At 63.3% G+C, this 20305-nt stretch carries 19 protein-coding genes and 1 pseudogene; 4 read left to right on the forward strand and 16 right to left on the reverse strand.

Going from position 1 to position 20305, the window contains the following annotated elements; genetic code table 11:
- The first annotated feature begins 6 nt into the window (after nt 1–6).
- Both AB4061_RS20880 and AB4061_RS20885 read left to right on the forward strand, forming a co-directional pair.
- Complete coding sequence (locus tag AB4061_RS20880) at nt 7–720, forward strand: SDR family NAD(P)-dependent oxidoreductase (RefSeq protein ID WP_441637085.1); 714 nt, start codon at nt 7–9, stop codon at nt 718–720.
- Nucleotides 717–1442 (forward strand): annotated as a pseudogene (locus AB4061_RS20885) (IS6 family transposase). The gene AB4061_RS20880 and the pseudogene AB4061_RS20885 overlap by 4 nt, the downstream one beginning before the upstream one ends.
- A gap of 129 nt (nt 1443–1571) precedes the next feature.
- Here the strand turns inward: AB4061_RS20885 and AB4061_RS20890 are convergent.
- From AB4061_RS20890 to AB4061_RS20930, 9 genes are all read right to left on the reverse strand, one after another.
- On the reverse strand, nt 1572–2621 hold the full coding sequence (locus AB4061_RS20890) for a D-cysteine desulfhydrase (protein WP_441637087.1): 1050 nt from the start codon (nt 2619–2621) through the stop codon (nt 1572–1574).
- A 110-nt stretch (nt 2622–2731) separates the two neighbouring features.
- Nucleotides 2732–3457, reverse strand: coding sequence for an amino acid ABC transporter ATP-binding protein (locus AB4061_RS20895; RefSeq protein ID WP_428179831.1), 726 nt, complete (start codon nt 3455–3457; stop codon nt 2732–2734).
- 54 nt (nt 3458–3511) lie between these two features.
- Nucleotides 3512–4171 (reverse strand): amino acid ABC transporter permease, encoded by a 660-nt coding sequence (locus AB4061_RS20900; protein WP_441637089.1) that lies wholly within the window; start codon nt 4169–4171, stop codon nt 3512–3514.
- A gap of 81 nt (nt 4172–4252) precedes the next feature.
- Nucleotides 4253–5053, reverse strand: a complete 801-nt coding sequence (locus AB4061_RS20905) for a transporter substrate-binding domain-containing protein (RefSeq protein WP_441637091.1) — start codon at nt 5051–5053, stop codon at nt 4253–4255.
- Nucleotides 5054–5097: 44 nt separating this feature from the next.
- A complete protein-coding gene (gene metC, locus AB4061_RS20910; RefSeq protein ID WP_441637093.1) occupies nt 5098–6276 on the reverse strand; it encodes a cystathionine beta-lyase in 1179 nt (392 codons plus the stop codon).
- Between the two features lie 5 nt (nt 6277–6281).
- Complete coding sequence (locus tag AB4061_RS20915; RefSeq protein WP_441637095.1) at nt 6282–7508, reverse strand: pyridoxal phosphate-dependent aminotransferase; 1227 nt, start codon at nt 7506–7508, stop codon at nt 6282–6284.
- Nucleotides 7509–7576: 68 nt separating this feature from the next.
- Complete coding sequence (locus AB4061_RS20920; protein WP_428179827.1) at nt 7577–7810, reverse strand: DUF6356 family protein; 234 nt, start codon at nt 7808–7810, stop codon at nt 7577–7579.
- Between the two features lie 174 nt (nt 7811–7984).
- On the reverse strand, nt 7985–8941 hold the full coding sequence (trxB, locus tag AB4061_RS20925; RefSeq protein ID WP_441637097.1) for a thioredoxin-disulfide reductase: 957 nt from the start codon (nt 8939–8941) through the stop codon (nt 7985–7987).
- Between the two features lie 191 nt (nt 8942–9132).
- Nucleotides 9133–9480: a DUF3088 domain-containing protein gene (locus tag AB4061_RS20930; RefSeq protein WP_441637203.1), complete on the reverse strand. Its 348-nt coding sequence runs from the start codon at nt 9478–9480 to the stop codon at nt 9133–9135.
- 197 nt (nt 9481–9677) lie between these two features.
- On the opposite strand from AB4061_RS20930, the gene ftrA reads away from it, so the two are divergent.
- Complete coding sequence (gene ftrA / locus AB4061_RS20935; protein WP_441637099.1) at nt 9678–10736, forward strand: transcriptional regulator FtrA; 1059 nt, start codon at nt 9678–9680, stop codon at nt 10734–10736.
- 271 nt (nt 10737–11007) lie between these two features.
- On the opposite strand, the gene AB4061_RS20940 is transcribed toward ftrA, so the two are convergent.
- Nucleotides 11008–12405: a spinster family MFS transporter gene (locus tag AB4061_RS20940; protein ID WP_441637101.1), complete on the reverse strand. Its 1398-nt coding sequence runs from the start codon at nt 12403–12405 to the stop codon at nt 11008–11010.
- Between the two features lie 265 nt (nt 12406–12670).
- On the opposite strand from AB4061_RS20940, the gene AB4061_RS20945 reads away from it, so the two are divergent.
- On the forward strand, nt 12671–13435 hold the full coding sequence (locus AB4061_RS20945; protein WP_441637103.1) for a GntR family transcriptional regulator: 765 nt from the start codon (nt 12671–12673) through the stop codon (nt 13433–13435).
- A 57-nt stretch (nt 13436–13492) separates the two neighbouring features.
- Here the strand turns inward: AB4061_RS20945 and AB4061_RS20950 are convergent, their stop codons facing one another.
- The 6 genes from AB4061_RS20950 to AB4061_RS20975 all read right to left on the reverse strand — a co-directional run bounded on the left by AB4061_RS20950 (nt 13493) and on the right by AB4061_RS20975 (nt 20304).
- Nucleotides 13493–14566 carry a porin gene (locus tag AB4061_RS20950; protein WP_441637105.1) on the reverse strand — a complete coding sequence of 358 codons (1074 nt, stop codon included), beginning with the start codon at nt 14564–14566 and terminating at the stop codon, nt 13493–13495.
- A 174-nt stretch (nt 14567–14740) separates the two neighbouring features.
- A complete protein-coding gene (locus AB4061_RS20955) occupies nt 14741–16084 on the reverse strand; it encodes a 3-hydroxyacyl-CoA dehydrogenase NAD-binding domain-containing protein (RefSeq protein WP_441637107.1) in 1344 nt (447 codons plus the stop codon).
- A 17-nt stretch (nt 16085–16101) separates the two neighbouring features.
- Entirely contained in the window at nt 16102–16899 is a 798-nt protein-coding gene (locus tag AB4061_RS20960; RefSeq protein WP_441637109.1) for a crotonase/enoyl-CoA hydratase family protein, read from the reverse strand.
- A 72-nt stretch (nt 16900–16971) separates the two neighbouring features.
- Nucleotides 16972–17940: a PDR/VanB family oxidoreductase gene (locus AB4061_RS20965; protein ID WP_441637110.1), complete on the reverse strand. Its 969-nt coding sequence runs from the start codon at nt 17938–17940 to the stop codon at nt 16972–16974.
- Between the two features lie 98 nt (nt 17941–18038).
- The gene (locus AB4061_RS20970) at nt 18039–19025 is read right to left on the reverse strand and encodes a tripartite tricarboxylate transporter substrate-binding protein (RefSeq protein WP_428179818.1); all 987 of its coding nucleotides are present in this window, start codon (nt 19023–19025) and stop codon (nt 18039–18041) included.
- A gap of 40 nt (nt 19026–19065) precedes the next feature.
- A complete protein-coding gene (locus AB4061_RS20975; protein WP_428179817.1) occupies nt 19066–20304 on the reverse strand; it encodes a Rieske 2Fe-2S domain-containing protein in 1239 nt (412 codons plus the stop codon).
- Nucleotide 20305 lies beyond the last annotated feature (1 nt).

Here is a 20305-nt window from a genome sequence, read left to right on the forward strand (position 1 = left end):
ACAGCAATGACGGCTGTGGTAAATCTCTTCGATCTGAAGGGCCGTACGGCTCTGGTTACCGGCGGTTCCAGCGGGCTGGGCCTGCAAATTGCCGAGGCGCTCGGCACGCAGGGCGCCCGCGTGGTGATTTCGGCACGCAAAGCTGATGCGCTTCGGGCTGCGCAGGAGCATCTTGCCGGGCTCGGCATTGATGCAAGCGGGATTGCGGCCGACAACGGCTCGGAGGACGACATCGAGCGCCTCGCCAACGAGGCAATGGCGCGACTGGGCAAGGTCGACATCTTGGTCAACAACGCCGGTGCGACGTGGGGTGCAAGCACTGTCGACCATCCGTTGGCCGCATGGGACAAGCTCATGAACCTTAACGTGCGGTCAATCTTTCTTCTCTCGCAAAAGATTGGAAAGCTGTCGATGATTCCCAATGGCTACGGGGGAATCATCAATCTCGCATCAATCGCCGGCCTGAGGGGCAATGGTCCCAAAGCTCAAGCCACCATCTCTTACAACACAAGCAAGGGTGCCGTGGTTAACTTCAGGCGCGCGCTGGCTGGCGAGTGGGGCCAGTACGGCATCACGGTCAATGCGCTTGCGCCGGGTTTCTTTCCGTCGAAGATGACGAAGGGGACTATCGAGAAGGTAGGTGTCGATAAGCTGGAGTTCCGTCGCAGTAACGGTGCCGAAGTAGAATTTGGGGTCGCGAAACTCGAAGCTAGAAGATGAGCCATCACACGAAGCGACCACGGAAGAGCCTGCCGGCAGGGATTGCCAAGGTGCTCAAACGCTTGCACTACCCGCTGGACGTGATCCTGCTATGCGTGCGCTGGTACGTGGCGTACTCACTGAGTCTGCGGGATCTGGAGGAAATGATGGCCGAACGCGGTATCTCGGTGGAAGATTCTACCGTGCATCGCTGGGTGATCAAGCTGCTGCCGGTGTTCGAGAAGGCATTTCGCAGGCATCAGCGTTCAGTGGGCAACAGCTGGCGCATGGACGAAACCTACATCCTAGTAAAGGGGCAATGGAAGTATCTCTACCGGGCTGTGGACAAGGCTGGCAAGACCATTGATTTCCTGTTGTGTGCGCGCCGTGACACGGCCGCTGCCCGGCGCTTCTTCGAGAAGGCCATTGCCCAGAACGGGGTTCCGCAGACTGTCACGGTGGACAAGAGCGGTGCCAATCTGGCAGCCCTGCAGGCCATCAACGCCAAAAGAGAAACTCCCATCAAGATCCGACAAAACAAGTACCTGAACAACCTCGTCGAGCAGGACCACCGGTCCATCAAACGCCGGGTCAGGCCGATGCTGGGATTCCAGAATTTCCGCTGAGCCCGCATTATCCTGGGTGGCATCGAGACCATGCGCATGATCTGTAAAAGGCAGATGGTCACCCCAAAGGGGAGTAGTCCGTCCGCTGCCGAGCAATTTTACTCGCTGGCCGCATAAGCGCAGCTCCCCTGCTACTCCTGGCTGGCACTACTTCCTTATCGCGACAAAACCCAAAATCACCGCGTAGAAAAACTTGACTCAATCGCTACGCAATCAATTCAGTCAAGTAATCTAGTCCGCCATCGGTCAGAGCACAGACGTCGTTGGGATCATCGTAGCCGCTGTCCCTATTTCCAGGTTGATTGCATTGCGATACGCAAACAACGCCGGCGCACCCCCGGTATGCAGGAACAACAGCGGGCCATCCCCAGCAAAACGCCTGCGCGCTACACCATCGAGCAAACCAGCCATCGCCTTCCCCGTATAAACGGGATCGAGCAACACACCTTCGGTACCTGCCAGGATGCGGATGGCCTCCAGCCCCGCCTGGTTGGGTTCGCCATAGCGAGGTGCGAAGTACTCGTCCCACAGATCGACCTTCAGCCCTGCCGGCACCTCCACGTCGAGCAGCCCGGCGGTACCTTCGATCAGCCCTGCCACCTTCGGAGTCTGCGCTGCGACGCTGCGCGAGACGGTAACCCCGACGACCGGTGTATCCGGCATCGCGTATGCGAGCGCCAGCGCAAGCCCGCCGTGGGTACCGGCACTGCCGGAGGGCAGCACGACCGCCGAGAATGTCAGACCCATCACTTCGGCTTGCTGCGCCAACTCCAGGCCCGCCCGTACATACCCCAATGCCCCCAGCGGATTGGACCCGCCGATCGGAATGACATAAGGCTTATGCCCATCGCCATGCAGCCGTTCCGCAAGGGCTTGCAATTGCGCGTCGGCGTTGTCGAGATTGGCAACCGGCTCGGCCTGCACGTTGAACAGATCGAGCAGCAGGCGGTTGCCGCTATGCAGGTAATCGCAGTCTGTGGTGCCGGTCGGGTTTTCCAGCAAGGCCATGCAACGCAGTCCGAGACGGGCCGCCAGCGCAGCCGTCTGCCGGACATGATTCGACTGTATGGCGCCGGCCGTCACCAGCGTGTCGGCGCCCTTGCGCAAGGCGTCGGCGGCTAGGAACTCAAGCTTGCGCAACTTGTTTCCGCCAAATGCGAGTGGCGTGGTGTCATCCCGCTTGATGTAAATATCGCGCCCGAGCATCCGGGACAGGCGATCCAGTTTCAGCAGGGGTGTGACCGCGCCGACCAGATCGAGGCGGGCAAAGGAAGCAAGGCGATCCGAGATCTTCATAATTTTCGACTCCGGGGTAGGTGGACCAAGACGGGAGGGCGGGATGCGGTGTCACCGGAGACGTTGGTCGCCCCATGACCGTCGCCCGCCCTCGGGCAAGCCTGCGTGAATCAGTGCAGGATCCTGGCGAGGAATTCCTTGGCGCGGGCCGACTTCGGGTCGCCGAAGAAGGCTTCCTTGCCGGTGTCTTCGACGATGGCGCCGCCATCCATGAAGATCACACGGTTGGCGACCTTCTTCGCGAACCCCATTTCATGGGTCACGCAGATCATCGTCATGCCCTCGCGTGCAAGTTCGACCATCACGTCCAGCACCTCGTTGATCATCTCGGGATCGAGCGCCGATGTCGGTTCGTCGAACAACATGGCGACCGGATCCATCGACAGCGCGCGCGCAATCGCAACGCGCTGTTGTTGCCCACCCGAAAGCTGTCCGGGGAACTTCTGCGCATGGGCCTTCAGGCCGACGCGCGCGAGCAGCCGCATGCCGTTGTCCTCTGCCTCTTCTTTGCGGCGTTTCAGTACCTTGACCTGCGCCAGCGACAGGTTGTCGAGAATGGACAGATGCGGGAACAGCTCAAAATGCTGGAACACCATGCCGACCCGCGCACGCAGCTGGGCGAGCTTGATCTTCGGGTCACCGACCCTCACGCCGTCCACACTGATCTGGCCCTGCTGGATTGGCTCGAGTCCGTTCACCGTCTTGATCAGCGTGGATTTTCCTGATCCGGACGGGCCGCAGATGACCACGACCTCGCCTTTGTCTACACGCGTGCTGCATGCATCCAGCACCTTAAACTGACCGTACCACTTCGATACGCCTTCGAGGGTAATCATCGTTTTGTCTCCTACTTGTAGATTGTTTTTGTCTCGCTTTGCTGGTCCGCCGGGTCAGCGTGTCACGGGCGGTGTCAGGCGCGCCTCGACGCGACGCTGCACCCACGACAATCCTGTGCTGAGCAACCAGTAGATCGCCGCTACCGCGAGGTACAAGGGCAGCGGCTGGAAGGTCGAGGCGATGATTTCCTGGGATGACCTCAGCAACTCGGTTACGGTGATGACGGAGACCAGCGAGGTATCCTTGATCAGGCTGATAAGCGTGTTTCCGAGACTCGGCACGGCAAGCCGCAGGGCCTGCGGGCACACGATATAGCCGAGCGTCTGCAGATGGCTGAGCCCAAGGCTGTGCGCCGCGCTCCATTGCCCCCGGCTGATGCCGAGAATTGCGCCGCGCATGCTCTCCGACAGGTACGCGCCGGCATTGGCCGTGAGGGTAAGGATGCCGGCACTGGTGGGGTCAAGAGAAATGCCTAGGTCCGGCAGTCCATAATAGACGACGAACATCTGCACCAGCAGCGGCGTGCCGCGCATGACGCTGACATAGGTGCGGGCAATACCGCCGAGGATTGGACTGGCGCTAATACTCATGATGGCGACCACGATCCCGACCAGCAGGCCGAGCACCATCGACGCCAACGCAAATTTTACGGTGATCGCTGCTCCATGCAGGAGTACCGGCGATGCTTGAATAACAAGGTCAAGAGGTTCCATGATTCGATCCGTAGCAGTGGCCGCGTGGCCGGCCCGCCCCATACCTGCAGCGATGGGACGGGCTGGCCCGCGTGGCAGCGATTACTGGGTGATGGGTCTGCTGGCGTCGGTGCCCAGCCACTGGATGGAAAGCTTGTGCAATGTACCATCCTGCTGCAGCGCGTTCAGCGCGTCGTCAATTGCTTTGGCAAACTTGGGATTGCCCTTGCGGAACGGGATGCCCATTTCAAGCTTCGTGCCAGCAAGCAGCGCGCCGGTGCGTAGCGGCATCTTGGAGTTCTTGATCAGGTACGGCAGCATCAGCCGGTCATTGAGAGCAGCATCGATGCGCCCGGCCGCCAGGTCACGCAGATTTTCCGACGTACCCGGATAGGTCTGCACCAGGATACCCGGCACCGATTTGGCCAATTCGGCATAGTTGCTGCCCAGCGTGACGCCAACTGATTTCCCCTTTAGTTCCTCCAGCGATTGGAACTCGCGCTTGTCATCGTTGCGCTGAAGCACCTGGACCGCGGAATACACGTATGGCTGGGTGAAATCCAGGGCCTGGCGGCGTGCCGGCGTGATGCTCACCTGGTTGACGATGACGTCGAACTTGCCGGCTTGCAATCCGGCAATGATGCCACTCCACTCGGTGGTGATGAACTGGGCCTTCAGTCCCATCTTGTCGGCCACGGCTTTGGCAACTGCCACGTCGAAGCCGTCGAGCTGGCCGTCGCCATTGCGATAGCCGAACGGTGGGTAGGTGCCCTCCATGGCGATTTTCAGGACACCGCTGGCTTTGACCGAATCCAGCATATCTTCAGCGTGCACGGCAGGCGTCGTGATATTCAGGAGGATCGCGATGCACGCGCTTTGCAACAGCAACTTCAGGGATTTCATGCCTTGTCTCCAATGTGGGTATAAGTATTTTTTGAAGGGCAACGCTATTGCCCAACAAGTCGGCGGAACGCGGTCTCCAGATCGGTGATCAAATCCTCCTTGGCCTCAAGGCCGACGTGCAATCGAAATGCCTGGCCGGCATACGGCCATGCGGCTGCGGGGCGCTCCTCCTTGGGATCGAAGGGCATCACCAGACTCTCGAATCCGCCCCAGGAAAAGCCCAGGCGGAACAGCTTCAGGTCGTCGATGAAGGCGCGGAACGCCTCACGCCCATATCCGGGCTTGAGTACGACGCTGAACAATCCTGAAGCCCCCGAGAAATCCCGACGCCAGAGTGCATGGCCCGGTGCACCAGGGAGCCCGGGGTGCAACACCTGGGCCACCTCAGGCCGGCCGGCCAGCCAATTGGCAATGGCCAGTCCGCTACGCTGATGCCGCTCAAGGCGCACGGCCATCGTCCGCAATCCGCGCTGTGCGAGATAAACGTCGTCCGGGCCCGCGTGCTGGCCGGTGGCGAAGACATACTCGCGCACCGTTTTCCATGCCTCACGGTTGGTCGTGATCACACCCATCAAAGCGTCAGAATGCCCGACGATGTATTTCGTCCCCGCATGCACGGAGACATCCACGCCGTGCTCGAATGGCTTGAAGAACAAGGGCGTGGCCCACGTGTTGTCGATGACGACGACCGCGCCATGCCGGTGTGCGACCTTCGCAATGGCAGGAATGTCCTGCATTTCGAACGTCTGTGAACCCGGTGACTCGGCGAACACGAGGGCCGTGGTCGGACGGAACAAGGCCGCGATGTCGGACCCAAGCGTGGGGTCGTAGAACGTCGCCGACACGTTGCACCGGGCAAGTACCGTTTCGACGTAGTGACGCGTCGGGCCATAGACGCTGTCGCTCACCAGGATGTGATCGCCGGCTTTGACGAATGCCATGATCGCGCTCGTACACGCCGCCAGGCCCGACGACACCAACAGCGAGCGGTGCCCGCCTTCGAGCTGCGCCAAGGCATTCTGCAACGCGAAGGTGGTCGGCGTGCCTTTGCGGCCGTACCACATGACATCCGTGTCGGCGCCAGACATCGTGCGCCCGCGCGCTTCCATGTCGTCGAGATTGCGAAACGTCACGGTCGACGCGTGGAAGACCGGCGGATTGACGACGCCGCCGAAATCGTCGGGATCGATGACGCCGTGCGAGAGGTAGGTATCGGGGGACATCCGGCTTACCCTCGTCTGGCGCTGTTGACCATATCGCCCAGGCGCTCCAGTCCCATGCGGAGATTGGGCTCGGGCGGACCGAACGAGAAGCGTACCCAGCTTGCGTCGATATACTCGTTCGCTCGCTGCTTTCCCGGATTGACGTCGAAGAACCTGCCGGGCACGGTCATGACCTTGCGCTTGAGGCCCTCAGTAAAGAAGGTGTCCGCAGTGTTCAGCGGCGCGGGCAGCCGATGCACCCGGCCCCACAGATAGAACGTGCCGTTGCCGGGGCAGGGGATTTCGACACCCATGTCGGTCAGCGCGTCGAGCATGATGCGGCGCTTCCTTGCGAATATTTCCCGCAATGCGGACGTTTCCTGATCCGCACGGTCATGCTGCAGCGCCTGCACGGCAATCCGTTGCACGATCGTCGGCGGGCCGCCGTCGATGGCGCTTGCCGCACGGCTGATCATGTCTATCACGTCGGTAGGCCCCACCACCCAGCCTACGCGAAGGCCGGGGTAACGGTGATTCTTCGTCAGCCCGTCGACGATCACGACCGGGTCCGTCTCCACGTCCTCGACAAACTCGGCGGCAGATACCGGCTGGTCCGCGGGGGCGTGGCCATCTTCGAACACGTAGTGCGAATAGAACTCGTCGAGCAGCATCCAGCAGCCCGTGTTGCGCGCCGCCGCCACATACTGCGCCAGCGCTTCACCACGCACCACGGCGCCCGTGGGGTTGTTGGGATTGCTCCACAGCAGCGCGCCCAGTTTTTCCCTGGCGATCAATCCCTCGAGCGCCTGCGCCGGGATGGCGAAGCCGTCTTCGGGCCCCACGGGCAGCGTGACCGGCGTGAAGCGATGGCGGTGGTAGGTGATCAGATCTTCGTAGGCGGTGTAGTCGGGCACGACGTGACCCAGACGAACTTCTCCGAGGGTGGCGAGCAGGCGCGACAGCGCAAGCCGCCCACCGGACGCGATCGCGACATTGTCCTTCGTGTACTGCGATGCCTTGCCGCGACGATAGCGACGGTTGTAATCGTTTGCCACCGCCTGACGCAGGGCATCGATGCCGCCGACCGGCCCGTAGGCGCAATCGGTCACGTCAAACTCCAGTGAAGCTAGCCGTTCCGGCGCGCCTGCCATGGGCCCGATTTCAGGCTGCCCTTGGCCGAGGTTGCACCAGTCGGGATGACCGTTCTGGAAGCCGAGCTTGACGGCTTCGTGAACGACGTGAATCACGCCCATGTAGGGGACCGGGCGTAGCAGGGAAGACGCTAGTGAGTTTGTCATGTTGGTGTCGAAGGGGGGCTTGCTTATCGGTGACGCGACGCCATGCGGTTGCGATGGGTGACCATGCGCTCATGCAGCCGCGAGATCGTGTTGCTGCCCGTGGTGACGAAGAGAAAAGGCAGGATGCCGTGCACGAGCGCTGCCATCGAAGCGATCAGCATCGACGCGCCGAACGAAAACGACGACGACATATGCTGCAGATAGCTCTCGCCTACGGATGCGGGATGCGCCTTGAAGAGCCGGAATATTGTTCTCATGGTGGGGGCGTGATTCGGTATTGCGCGTCGTCCGGTCCCGGATTGGAAAGCCGGTTTCGCGCTGTTTGTGAGAGAAATCATAGTCTTCGACTCCCGCAAAAGGCTTCCAAAAAATGCCCATCCTCACGCTTATAATTGGAGAAATATTCCACTGTGACCACGCAATGGAGAAATTCAGACCAGCGTACTTTCCAGATATCGCTGCGCATCGAGCGCGGCCATGCAGCCCGTGCCGGCGCTGGTGATCGCCTGCCGATAGATGTGGTCCTGCACGTCGCCCGCCGCGAACACGCCCGGCACGCTCGTGCCCGTGACGTTGCCCGAGAGGCCGCCGTTCGTGATGATGTAGCCGTGCTTCATCTCGAGCTGGCCCTTGAAGAGATCGGTGTTCGGCTTGTGGCCGATGGCGATGAAGACGCCTTGCACCGGGAGGTCAGCGATCTCGCCGGTTTGCGCATGCCTGAGGCGCAGGCCGGTCACGCCGGCCGCGTCGCCATTCACTTGGTCGAGCACGTGGTTCCATTTGATCTCGATGGCGCCTTGCCTCTCCTTCTCAAGCAGACGATCGACCAGGATCGGCTCGGCGCGGAACTTGTCGCGGCGATGGATCACCGTGACCTTCTTCGCGATGCCAGCCAGATACAGCGCTTCCTCGACAGCCGTATTGCCACCGCCAACCACAGCCACATGCTGCTGCTGGTAGAAGAAGCCATCGCAGGTCGCGCAGGCGGACACGCCGCGGCCCATGAAGGATTCCTCGGACGGCAGGCCGAGATACTGTGCGGATGCGCCGGTCGCGATGATTAGCGCCTCGCAGGTGTACTCGCCGGAATCGCCGATCAGGCGGATCGGCTTCTCGTCGAGCTTCGCCGTGTGGATGTGGTCGAACACGATCTCGGTGTTGAAGCGTTCGGCGTGGTCGAGAAAGCGCTGCATCAGTTCGGGGCCCTGCACGCCGGTCGCATCTGCCGGCCAGTTTTCGACATCAGTCGTACTCATCAGCTGGCCGCCCTGCGCAAGACCCGTGACGAGCACCGGCGACAGGTTGGCGCGCGCTGCATAGACGGCGGCGGTGTAGCCGGCAGGGCCGGAACCGAGAATCAGGACCTTGGCATGCTTGGGCGAAGACATTGGAGAATCCGTAGCTTATTCAAGAGACTTCAGACGAATGTCTGAAGCGATTACCGAACAGGGTCGAAGTCGAGGCCCGCCACGCATGGGTACCGCAATGTTGCGGTAGACGATGCCGCCGATCGCAATTGCGATGGCGCGCCGGGGCTGCATGGAAGGCCTCTTCACGCATGAGCCGGGTTGGGCTGTAGTCAGGAGGCGGGACGCGCCACACCGTACTGCGACGACAGGTATCGACGGATATGGTCGGGCGAATCGATAAAACGCGTCTGCCCGTGTGCGCGAATCTCCACGCCGCCATCGACCGGCGCGCGCCCGGCGCCCAGCACCAGGACGGGGGCGGACTGGTTCGCCTCGCCGATCAGTTCGACAAGTGCCATGCGAGGGCGGGGCGCATCGATGTATTCGACATCAACTTCATTGCGCAACTGCGGGAAGAAACCGAGCAGGCCTTCAACGGCAACGGAATCTCCACAATAGAACGGACCTTCCGAGCCTGAAAAAAAGCCGGGGCGAAGCATGAATAGTTTGTCTTTCACTTTCACTCTCTCTGCGGGTTGAAATTGCTGGCGGACGCGCGTTGCTTTCCGTACCGCGAACCACCGATCACAGGATAAGCGGTGCAAGGTGAACCCACTAGTGGCGCGAACGACAACTTTCGTAAAGATCGTGCCAACTTGAGAGGAGTGGGGGGAGATCAGGACCGCAGCACACGCAACAGACGCGAGGGAGAGTCTTGCGAGATGTAGAGCAGATGGGGCAAAATCGATTGCTAGTGGCATCAAAGCCAATTTCCGTCCCTATCGTGCCAAAGACCAAATCACAATCATCTGTCAACGCAGGACTGGTTGCCGTCGTCGTGTATGACGGTCTGAGCCTCTTTGAATACGGCTGCGCCGTTGAAGTGTTCGGTCTGCCAAGACCTGAAATGGGCGAAAACTGGTATCGCTTCATGACCTGTTCCGCCGAATCGGGAAGGTTGCGCGGTTCGGGTGGAATCCAGGTACAGGCTGACGGTGGCCTCGAACTCCTGGCCAAAGCGAGAACCATCATCATCCCGGGGTGGCGCGGTATCGAAGCGGACGTCCCGCCGGAGCTTTGCCGCGCGTTGAGGAAGGCGAATAAACGCGGGGCGCGCGTCATGTCAATCTGCACGGGCGCCTTTGTCTTGGCGGCAGCAGGGTTGCTGGACGGAAAGCGTGCGACTACGCACTGGCGTCATGCCGCAGCGCTCGCGGCGCGATATCCGGAAGTCCATGTGGAAGCTGACGTGCTTTACGTCGATGCCGGCGATGTCCTCACGTCTGCCGGTAGTGCGGCGGGAATCGACTTGTGCCTCCACCTGATTCGCCGGGACCTTGGCCCGCGCGCAGCCAATCAGGTCGCACGCCGACTTGTCATGCCACCCCACCGCGAAGGCGGGCAGGCCCAATATATCGACGAGCCGGTCTCAAAGCGTAGCGGCGCTTCGCTCGCACCCTTGGTGGACGCGGTGCGCGCAACATTGGACGAAGGCTGGTCGATTGTCAGAATGGCAAAACAATCGGCGATGAGCGCCCGAACCTTTCAGCGGCACTTTGTCAGTACGATGGGGACGCCGCCAGGGGAGTGGCTACTTTCCGAGCGCCTGGGCCGGGCCAGGGCATTGCTCGAAGAGACCGATTTATCCGTGGATGAAATCGCGGTGCAAGTCGGTTTTGGTGCTGCAGCCACTTTGCGCAATCATTTCAGGACTCGGCTTGGAACTAGTCCGGGTTACTACAGGCGACGGTTCAGCGCATCCGAGGCACACTGATTACCTAACGATGCTCCGCCTCAGACCGACGAGTGGTATTGGAGCAAAGCATGCTCATCTGCTGCTCGCGCAGCACGACAGCCGCGTTGACGTGCCATGATGGCATGTCGAAACTGAATCCCAACCAACGAAGGGGAAGGAGCGTGGAAGAACTGGAATGGACTACCCGGCGCACACGCGGGCAGGGATCGCGGCTTGGTCTGCTGGTGCGTTAGCTAGTTCCGGGATATCGCTTCTCGCGGCCGGGTAGCCGCAGCCGCCACGCCAGCGTTCAGCACCCGGCAGCCCGCCGTCCGAGTTGCCGGCTTGCAAAGAAGTAGTGCAGGCTTGCCCACGCAAAGATCATGCTCATCGTCAGCATGGCATAGCGCAGTCCCTGCGCCGAAGCTTGTGCGCAGGCCGCCGCCGCCGGACCCTGCCAGGCAGCCACCGCGTGCCCGCCGCTTTGCCCCGCGTGGCACATCGCCTGGAAATTGCCGGCGGCAAAGATGTGCGAGGCAAACAGATCGCTCAGCATCCCGATGGTCGGCGGGCCGAAGCCTTGCCCGATCAGGTTCATCGTAAGAAAGACGATCGCTGACGCCGTGGCACGCATGCGAGGCGAAACGAGGCCGTGTACCACGGCAAAAGTCGGGCCGTTCCAGACATTCAGCATCAGCGTGCACAGCAGCAGAAGGGGCACGGCAACATGCCAGTCCTGTTGCAGAAAGGCGATCGCCGCGAGCGGGAAGCCAAGCAGCGTGCCGCAAGCCGGTACCCAGGCGTACCAGCGCGGGTCGTACCGCCCGGCCGCATCCGCCGCGAAGCCGCCCAGCGCATTGCCCGCCAGACCGCCGATACCCACGATCAGGCCGAAAGCCAGGCCTGCCTGCACCATATCCATGCCGAAGACGCGTGCCAGGTAAACCGGCATGAAGAGGTTGATCGCGTACTGGGCGAATGCACAGATGACCGTGCCCAGTAGAAACTGCACAAAGGCCCGGCTGCGCATCAACACCGACAGCACTTCTCGCAGGGACGGCACTTGCTGCGCATTGGCATGGTCCGGATCGCTGGCGCCACGCTGGGGCTCTTTCAGGGTCAGCCATGCCAGGCCCCCGAGGATGAGGCCCGGCAATCCCACCACATAGAAGGCTTCCCGCCAGCCCAGCCTTTGCGCAAGCCAGCTGCCGCCAATGGCCCCGGCGATAACGCCCAGCGGCGGCCCCAGCGCATACAGGGAAAAGGCCGTGGCTCGCCGCTCGGGAGGGAACTGGTCGGCAATCAGGGAATGGGCAGCCGGTGTGCAGCCAGCTTCGCCGATCCCCACGCCCAGGCGATACAGCAGCAGGTGCCAGAAATTCCCCGCGGTCCCGCACAGCGCGGTCATCGCAGACCACAGCGCGATGGAAACGGAAATCAGCGTGACGCGGTTGCGCCGTTCGGCCAGCCGTGCCACGGGGATGCTGAGTGTTGCGTACAGGATCGAGAACGCCAAGCCGCCCAGGATTCCCAGTTGGACGTCGGACAGGCTCATCTCAGCCTTGATCTTCTGTGCCACAACCGAAATGAAGATGCGGTCGACGAAGCTTGAGGCATACACCAGGATGAGCAGCGTCAGGAACCAATAGCGGTAATACGTGCGCGGTCCGGACGCTGTCCGGGCCGGCACGCCGGCGAGGTCTTGCATGAGGGGGGTCTCCTTGATCGGTTGTCTACGTGCCGCGCTGCCGCGCCATGTGCAAGCGAGCATGCGGTCGACGATCTTGTTGATGCCAGAAATAGCTTTTGGTATTTATCGCGGTGATTCTGGCACGTGAGCCCAGACGCCACAAGCCTGGGATCGCGTTCGGGCTTCTTTTTCTGCTATAGCTGCTTCTTTCCGCACCTCGAGGTGCATGCCAGTATTTCATTTCGGTATACTGCGTTGGCAGAACCTAACATTCCAGACCCCCATGACACAGCCCGAAAAGAAAAGCATGGCCGGCGAGATCAAGGCCACGATCCAGCGTGAAATCGAGAACGGCGACATGCCGCCCGGCACGCCGCTGGATGAACGCATGCTCGCAGAACGCTTCGGCGTCTCCCGCACGCCCGTGCGTGAAGCACTCCAGCAGCTCTCCGTGCAGAACATGGTCCGCATCGTGCCCCGGGTGGGGGTGTTTGTGTCTCGCCTGTCAATTACGCAACTGCGGGAGACCCTCGAATTGCTGGGCGAGCTGGAGGCCGTTGCGGCGAAGCTGGCCGCGCGCCGCATGGACGATGACCAGCGCGCCCGGCTCAGGGCCGCCCGCGCCGAATGCGAACAGGCGCACGCGGAAGACGACGGCAAGCGCTTCGCCAGGGCCAACGCGGAGTTCCACGATGTCGTGTACGCGGGCAGCCACAACGAATACCTGGTGGAGCAGATCGGGAGCATCCGCCGGCTGATGCAGCGCTACCGCCCGCGCATCTTCCAGACGCCGGCGCGCCGGCAGCGCGTGCTCGACGATCACCAGCGGCTGGCGGAAGCCATCCTCGGTGGTGACGAAGCGTCCGCGCATGCGGCCATGCTCGAACACGCGCCGGTAGGCACGACCGGATTCTCCGAGTTCCTCTCGACATTGCCGGCGAGTTATCTTGAAGGCGAGGGCGGCGGCGAGGCCACGGCTTCCCGGAGCCCGGTTCCCCGTGGTGGCGCCCGGCGTGGCCGCAAGCCCGCTGCTGCGGGTGCTGCGTAGCCGTGAGGGCGGAGGCGGCCAAGCGCGGACCGCTTCAGCCCACACGGCAACTCATGCTCAGAACTTGTGCCGCACGCCCATTGCCGCACCGAACTGACTATTCTCGTTCGGTGCGATCTGATAGGCAGCCGCCGCCCCATTCAGACTTTCGAAGTTCAGCGACGCATTCTTCGTATAGGCTGTGCTGAGGTAGACGTCGGTGCGCTTGGACAACGCGTAGTCGGCAATCAGTGTGATCTGCCAGGGGTTGCTCGGATTGCTCTGGCCGGTCGCGGTGTATAGCGACTTGACGTTGTCGTAGTAGACGGCACCGGTCAGTTGCAACGCGCCGGTGGCCTGGTAGTTCAGCGCAAACCACCACAGATCGTCGCGTGCCGCGGTGTTTGCCGCGCGCGTGCCGTTGTTGTTGTACCGGTACGCTGCCTGCGCGAGCAGCGCTGGTGTAATCTGGTAGCGCAGCCCCAGCGCCGCCTTCTGGGTGCGGGTGAAGTTGTTGCCCACCTCGGCGCTGTCGATGCTGTCGTAGGCGGCGGCGACGCCGAAAGACCCGATGCGGTAGTCGAAGCCGCCGCCATAGCCGGCGGAACCCTGGAGCGCGCCCGGCTGTTCGCCGAAGCTATAGTGCATCTCTGCTGCCAGTGGGCCGAGATCGACATGGTATTTCACCATGTTGTCTTCGCGCAGGTTCGCGCCGGCAATACCCACTACCGGCTCATAGGTCGTGGCATACGCCGTGGGCGAGTAGTTGGCCATCATCAGGAACAGCGAAGTGTATTGACGGCCCAGCGTCAGTTGATGTGCGCCGGCGCCAAGCCCTACCCAGGCCTGGCGGCCGAACAGGCGCCCGCCTTGCGTGGAAACGCCGGTATCCAGGCTGAAGCCGCTTTCCAGGGCGAACATGGCCCGCTTGCCTCCACCCAGGTCTTCGATGCCGCGCAAGCCCCATCGGCTGGGAGACAGGCCCCCCGAGTTCAGGGCGACCTTGGAGTGCCCGTCGGGCCCGCTTCCCAGGTTGTTATTGGTGTATTCGATATTGGCATCGGCAACGCCGTACAGCGTGACACCGGAAGTCTGCGCTGCCGCGGCTGCGCTGGCAACGGCGCAGGCAAGGCCGACAAGACTTTTCTTCATGACTTTCTCCTCCATGTTTTGAATATCAATCCCGGATCGGGAAGTGGCAGAACTATCGCACACTGGTATTTATAAAACGCATAGTGGTATACGTGAACTCGTATTGAAAATGCAACGTGCCTGGCCTGCGCAGCCGGCCTTAACGCCGTGGCGCCCCGAGGACGCCCCGCAACGTCATGCGTCCCCGCGCTGGTAATCGGCAAAAGTCTTGCCTTCGCGTGCCAGCCGGACCAGCAGCGGCGCCGGTTCCCACCAGTAGCCGTGCTCTGCGTGGAAGCGCTCAATGTCGGCACAGACTTCGCGCAGCCCGATGTGGTCGGCGTAGTACATCGGGCCGCCATGGCGCGCCGGGAATCCGTAGCCGGTCAGGTAGACCGTGTCGATGTCGCTTGGGCGCAGCGCGACGCCGGCCTCGAGCAGCCTGGCGCCCTCGTTGATCATGCTGTAGACGCAGCGTTTGACGATCTCTTCGGCGCCGACGGGGCGCCGCGCGATGCCAAGGCGTGCCGATTCCTGCGCGATAAAAGTTTCGACTTCGGGGTCGCGCAGCGGCTCGCGGCTGCCGGGTTCATAGCGGTACCAGCCCTTGCCGCTTTTCTGCCCCAGGCGGCCAAGTTCAGTCAGCCTCAGGATCAGGTCGTTCCAGCGCCGGTCCTGCGGCCTGGTGGCCATCTGCGCCTTGCGCGTCTGGTAGCCCACGTCGTTGCCCGCCATGTCGTGCACGGCGAAGATGCCCATGGCGTAGCCGAAGCCGGTCAGCGCCTGGTCAACCTCGTGCGGCAGAGCGCCTTCTTCAACCAGGAAGTGCGCTTCGCGCGTGTAGTTGCGGAACAGCGCATTGCCGATGAAACCCGGGTAGACGCGTGCCAGCACCGCGGTCTTGCCCATGCGCTGTCCCAGTTCCATCAAGGTGGCGATCACGTCCGGCGCGGTCTCGCAGCCGCGCACCACTTCGAGCAGGCGCATCACGTGCGCCGGGCTGAAGAAATGCGCGCCAACCACGTCCCGCGGGCGCCGCGTGACTGCAGCGATGGCGTCCACATCCAGGCCCGAGGTGTTGGTGGCAAGGATGGCGCCGGGCTTGCACAGCGCATCGAGTTCGCGAAACACCTGCTGCTTGAGCGCCATGTCCTCGAAGACGGCCTCGATCACCATGTCGGCCGTGGCGGCGTCAGCCAGGGTCACCGACCCGGTGATGCGTGACATCCGCATCTCCATGGCAGCGGCATCCAGCTTGCCGCGCGAAACACTGCCGGCGTAGTTGTCGCGCACGCGGCGCAGGCCGGTATCCAGCCCTTGCTGGCTGCTATCGATCAGCGTGATGGGAACGCCGATATTGGCCAGCGCCATGGCGATGCCGCCGCCCATGGTGCCCGCGCCGACCACGGCCACCCGGTTTACAGGGCGCAGCGCCAGGTCTTGCGGGAAGTCCGGGATGTGGGCAGCTTCGGCCTGCGCGAAGCGGACATACTCGGCCGTTGCCTGTGCGCCGGCGTCAGATTGCGTTGTCGTTGTCATGAATGTCCTTTGTTGGGTCAGTCAGCCTTCGCGCCGGGCGTGGCGAGGGGTTTGGCGCGTCCTTCGACGAACTCGCGCAGGCGTTTGGCCGCTTCCGGCGGCCGCGGGATGTTGGAAGTCAGGTATTCGACGAATAGGCCGTCGTCGTGCGACAGGTCATTGATGCGTGGCAACACGTTGGTGATGCGCCAGTTCGTATCGGCGGTATTGCGGGTGATCAGCGCGGCGAGCTCGCGCGCCTTGTCCAGGGCCTGGCCTTGCGGCACCACGTAGCGCACGATATGCTCGCGCTCGCCTTCCTGCGCGTTAAGCAGGCGGCCAGTGAGCATCATGTCGGCCATGACGGTGTAGCCCACTATGCGCTGGATGCGCACCGTGCCCCCGCCGCCGACGAAGATGCCGCGCTGTCCTTCGGGCAGGCCGAAGAAGGCCGACTCGTCCGCCACGCGGATGTGGGCGGCCGTGGCCAGTTCCAGTCCGCCGCCGACCACGGCGCCATGCAGCGCGGCGACGAAAGGAATCGGGCCGCGCGCGATGACATCGAACACGGTATGCCAGGAGTGGCGTGTGCGCTTAGCGGGACGGGGCTGCTCGCCCGAAGCCCGCGCCAGCGCTTCCTTCAGGTCCAGTCCGGCGCAGAAGTTGCCGCCATGGCCAAACAGCACGCCTGCATCGGCTTCCTCGCCGGCGCGCACCACGGCATCGTGCAGGGCCCAGACCACCTCTTCGTTGATGGCGTTGCGCTTTTCGGGACGGTTCAGGCCAATCAAGGCTACCTTGCCGTCGAGTTCATAGGTCACCAGTGCGGTGCTCATGTCATGCTCCTTTCAGATTCGCTGCGCGCGAGGAATCGTCGCGCCACGTGTACGGGTTCAACGGTGCTGCGCTCACAGGTCGAGCACCAGCTTTCGGCTCCTGGCGCCCGAACAGCAGACCATCATGCGGTTGTTGGCGGCGCGCTCCGCCGCATTCAGCACCAGGTCGCGGTGGTCTGGCTCGCCGTCCAGCACACGCACCTCGCAGGTGCCGCAGACGCCTTCCTGGCAGGAGTACATGGGCTCTACGCCCTCCGCGATCAGGCATTCCAGGATGGTCCTGCCGGGCTGGATCTCAATGCAGCGGCGGCTGCGTGCCAGCTCGACGGTGAAGCCGCCGGTGGTGGCGGCGCTCTCGCGCGCGGCGAAGTACTCGCGGTGCACGTGCTGCGGCGGAAGCGAGGCGGTTGCCTGCTCGAAGGCCTCCAGCATCGGCACCGGGCCACAGCAATAGATATGTGCCCCCGCTGGCAGGCCGGCCGCGATGGCCGCTACGTCAAGGCGTTCGGCACCGGCCTCGCGGTCGAAGGTGAAGTGCACCTCGGCGCCCGGCTCCATTGCCATGGCTTCCAGTGTCTCGACAAAGGCCGCCTGCTTGCGGGTGCGTGCGGCGTAGTGCAACCGCCACGGACAGCCCAGTTCGCGCAGGCGGTGGATCATGCCAAGGATCGGCGTGATGCCGATGCCGCCGGCCACCAGCACCGCCACGGGTGCCGATTCGTCAAGCGGGAAGTTGTTGCGCGGCGGGCTGATTGTCAGAACGTCGCCGGGGCGAAGGCTCTCGTGCAGGTAGCGTGAGCCGCCGCGGCTCTGCGCATCTCGGTTGACACCGATCACGTAGCGGTGCGGTTCGTACGGCGCGTTCAGCAGCGAGTAACTGCGGATCAGCCCGTTGGGCAGGTGCAGGTCGATATGCGCGCCGGCGGTGAAGCCAGGGAGGGTGCGCAGCGGTGGCTCCGGCCGCAGGTCGAAGGCCAGGATGCCTTCCGCTTCCCAGCTGATGGATTTGACCCGGACTTGCAGGGTGTCGGTCATGCTCATGGATGTCTCCGGTCGAAGCAGGGGGCGGCCACGCCCGCGCCGCCAGTGCCGCCAATGCGGCGTGTATGGCTGCGAAGGGACTTTCGCCCAACCTGCGTCTAGAGTTCCGCGCGAAAGCCTGAGGCGCGGATTATGGGTTCCCACGTTTGCAGCTCGGCGCGCTGGCGGTGCGCCATCTGCTCGGCGTTGAGGAAGTCGGGCACCACCGAGAGCTGCGTCATCAGGGACTGGCGTGCCTGCGGGACGGCCAGGATGGCCTTCAGCGCAGCCTGAACGCGCCTGAGCTCGGCCGCTGGCGTTTTCGCAGGAGCCCACATGGCCGTCCAGGCATCGCCAGAGGTCACCGCATAGCCCTGCTCGGCCATCGTGGGAATATCTGGAGCCAGCGCCGAGCGCTTGTCGCTGAAAATGCCAAGCAGGCGGACTTTGCCTGTGCGGTGGTGGCGCAGCAGGTCCTGCAGCAGCGTGACGGCCGCAGGGATGTGGCCGCCCAGCAGGTCGGTGATCATTGGCGGCGTGCCCTTGTAGGGCGCCACGGACAGGTCAATGCCTGCCACTTTGGCAAGCTGCATGCCCAGGAAATGGTTCTGCCCGCCCAGCCCCGGCGTGCCGAAGCTGGCCTGTTGGGGATTGGCGCGTGCCCATCGCACGAATGCGGCGGCGTCAGTGGCGCCGGTTTGCATTCCGGTGGCCATGCCGGTCGGGTAAGAGACCAGGCCCGCCACCGGCGCGAAGTCTCGCCACAGATCCCACTTGAGCTGCTTGCCGAACACCAGCGTCTGGAAGGTCGGCGTGGCGTTGGGGGCGATCATGTAGGTCAGCCCGTCCGGCGCGGCGGACTTGAGCACGTCGGCCGCCAGCCGGCCGCCCGCACCCACATGGTTTTCGACGATCACCGGCTGGCCGAGCAGCGCCGGCAGAGAATCGGCAAAGTAGCGGGCGATGGCGTCAGTGCCGCCGCCGGGCGGCAGGCCCACCAGGATCCGGATGGCCGGTTTGCCGCGCAGCTGGGCATATGATGCCGCGGGGGTGCAAAGGCCGGCGCAGGCCGCCAGCAGAAGCCGGCGGCGCAGGGGGCTGGTCATGGTTGTCTCCGTCTTCTTGTCGGTCTGTGTGTCGCGGCGCTCAGGGGGCAGCGGTCAGCGAGCGCCAGTCCGCGCCGGCAGGCAGCACGCCGCCGACGGAATTGATTCGGCTGTAGTCGAGTTCGGGGTTATCGGCCAGCGTGGGCGTCTTGCCCGCCATGAACTCGCGCACCGATTTCAGCAGCGCCTGCCGCACGCGCAGCACCGCGCCGTCGGCCGAGCAGAGTTGCTCGGTGGTGCGGTCCGCAATGGGGCCTTGCCCGATGAACATGGCAAAGTCCTCGGTGCCTAGGTGCTGCGGGAAGCCGGTGGCGTGGCCGCGGCGCATCAGGTCCCGGTTCTGGCCCCAGTTGTCGGCCGGCGTGCCCGGCGGCAGCGGAGGGAAATTCCACACGTCCGGCGTGGCCGACATCACCGTCATGCCGAGCGGGCGGTGCGGATTGAAATGGACAAACCAGGCGCGGTGCGTGATGTCATCCACCGGCGTGGAGAAGAACACCGTGCTCGGCCCTTTTTCATCCGGCGCGCAGATGATGCCGTACCACGGCATGACAAAGTTGTTCACGCGGGCATAGAGCTTGTCCTCCGGCAGCGGCCGCAGCGCGGCGTACCGGTAGCCGTAAGGGCGATCCTCGAATTCCAGCCGCGGCGCGAGCGCCTTGGTCATATGCAGGCGCTCATTGCCCGAGCCCGCCGTGATCTGCGTGGTGGACTCGTGCAGGACGCCCACGTGGGAGGAATCCATCGAGGCTTCCACGCCCTGCACCCAGTTGGTCGGCACTTCCTGGCTGGTGACCGAGCGCTGGCTTTCCGGCAGCGAAGTGAAGGGCAGGTCGGGAAATTTCGGCGGCTGTTCACCCTTGCCCAGCCATACCCACACGATGCCGCCGCGCTCTTCCACGCCATAGCGGTTCACACGCACGTGCTTGCAGAACTGGGCCTGGTCGCCAACGTGGTTCGGCGCTTCGATGACCTCGCCGCTGGTGCCGAGCTTCCAGCCGTGGAAGATGCAGCGCAGGCCATTGTCCTCGTTGCGGGCCATCAGCAGCGATGTCTTGCGATGCGGGCACAGCTCGTCGAGCACGCCCACGGCGCCGTCGGTGCGGCGAAACGCCACGTAGTTGTTGCCCAGCAGCCGCACGCGCAGCGGCGCGCCCTCGGCCACCAGCTTGGCCGAGGGCACAGCCGGAATCCAGTAGTGCTGGCGGATCATCTCCCCCATCGGCGCGCCGTTCTCCACGCGCGTGAGCAGGTCGTTGTCTTCGCGGGTCAGGGGCATC

This window comes from Cupriavidus sp. YAF13 (assembly GCF_052113425.1).
Lineage (GTDB): Bacteria > Pseudomonadota > Gammaproteobacteria > Burkholderiales > Burkholderiaceae > Cupriavidus.

Coding starts and splice junctions, on each gene's coding strand:
- AB4061_RS20895 (WP_428179831.1), bottom strand. CDS start 3,457: ATGATTACCCTCGAAGGCGTATCGAAGTGGTACGGTCAGTTTAAGGTG.
- AB4061_RS20905 (WP_441637091.1), bottom strand. CDS start 5,053: ATGAAATCCCTGAAGTTGCTGTTGCAAAGCGCGTGCATCGCGATCCTC.
- AB4061_RS20880 (WP_441637085.1), top strand. CDS start 7: ATGACGGCTGTGGTAAATCTCTTCGATCTGAAGGGCCGTACGGCTCTG.
- AB4061_RS20955 (WP_441637107.1), bottom strand. CDS start 16,084: ATGACAACGACAACGCAATCTGACGCCGGCGCACAGGCAACGGCCGAG.
- AB4061_RS20890 (WP_441637087.1), bottom strand. CDS start 2,621: ATGAAGATCTCGGATCGCCTTGCTTCCTTTGCCCGCCTCGATCTGGTC.
- AB4061_RS20915 (WP_441637095.1), bottom strand. CDS start 7,508: ATGGGCGTGATTCACGTCGTTCACGAAGCCGTCAAGCTCGGCTTCCAG.
- AB4061_RS20945 (WP_441637103.1), top strand. CDS start 12,671: ATGACACAGCCCGAAAAGAAAAGCATGGCCGGCGAGATCAAGGCCACG.
- AB4061_RS20950 (WP_441637105.1), bottom strand. CDS start 14,566: ATGAAGAAAAGTCTTGTCGGCCTTGCCTGCGCCGTTGCCAGCGCAGCC.
- AB4061_RS20920 (WP_428179827.1), bottom strand. CDS start 7,810: ATGAGAACAATATTCCGGCTCTTCAAGGCGCATCCCGCATCCGTAGGC.
- AB4061_RS20960 (WP_441637109.1), bottom strand. CDS start 16,899: ATGAGCACCGCACTGGTGACCTATGAACTCGACGGCAAGGTAGCCTTG.
- AB4061_RS20940 (WP_441637101.1), bottom strand. CDS start 12,405: ATGCAAGACCTCGCCGGCGTGCCGGCCCGGACAGCGTCCGGACCGCGC.
- AB4061_RS20900 (WP_441637089.1), bottom strand. CDS start 4,171: ATGGAACCTCTTGACCTTGTTATTCAAGCATCGCCGGTACTCCTGCAT.
- trxB (WP_441637097.1), bottom strand. CDS start 8,941: ATGTCTTCGCCCAAGCATGCCAAGGTCCTGATTCTCGGTTCCGGCCCT.
- AB4061_RS20975 (WP_428179817.1), bottom strand. CDS start 20,304: ATGCCCCTGACCCGCGAAGACAACGACCTGCTCACGCGCGTGGAGAAC.
- metC (WP_441637093.1), bottom strand. CDS start 6,276: ATGTCCCCCGATACCTACCTCTCGCACGGCGTCATCGATCCCGACGAT.
- AB4061_RS20965 (WP_441637110.1), bottom strand. CDS start 17,940: ATGAGCATGACCGACACCCTGCAAGTCCGGGTCAAATCCATCAGCTGG.
- AB4061_RS20970 (WP_428179818.1), bottom strand. CDS start 19,025: ATGACCAGCCCCCTGCGCCGCCGGCTTCTGCTGGCGGCCTGCGCCGGC.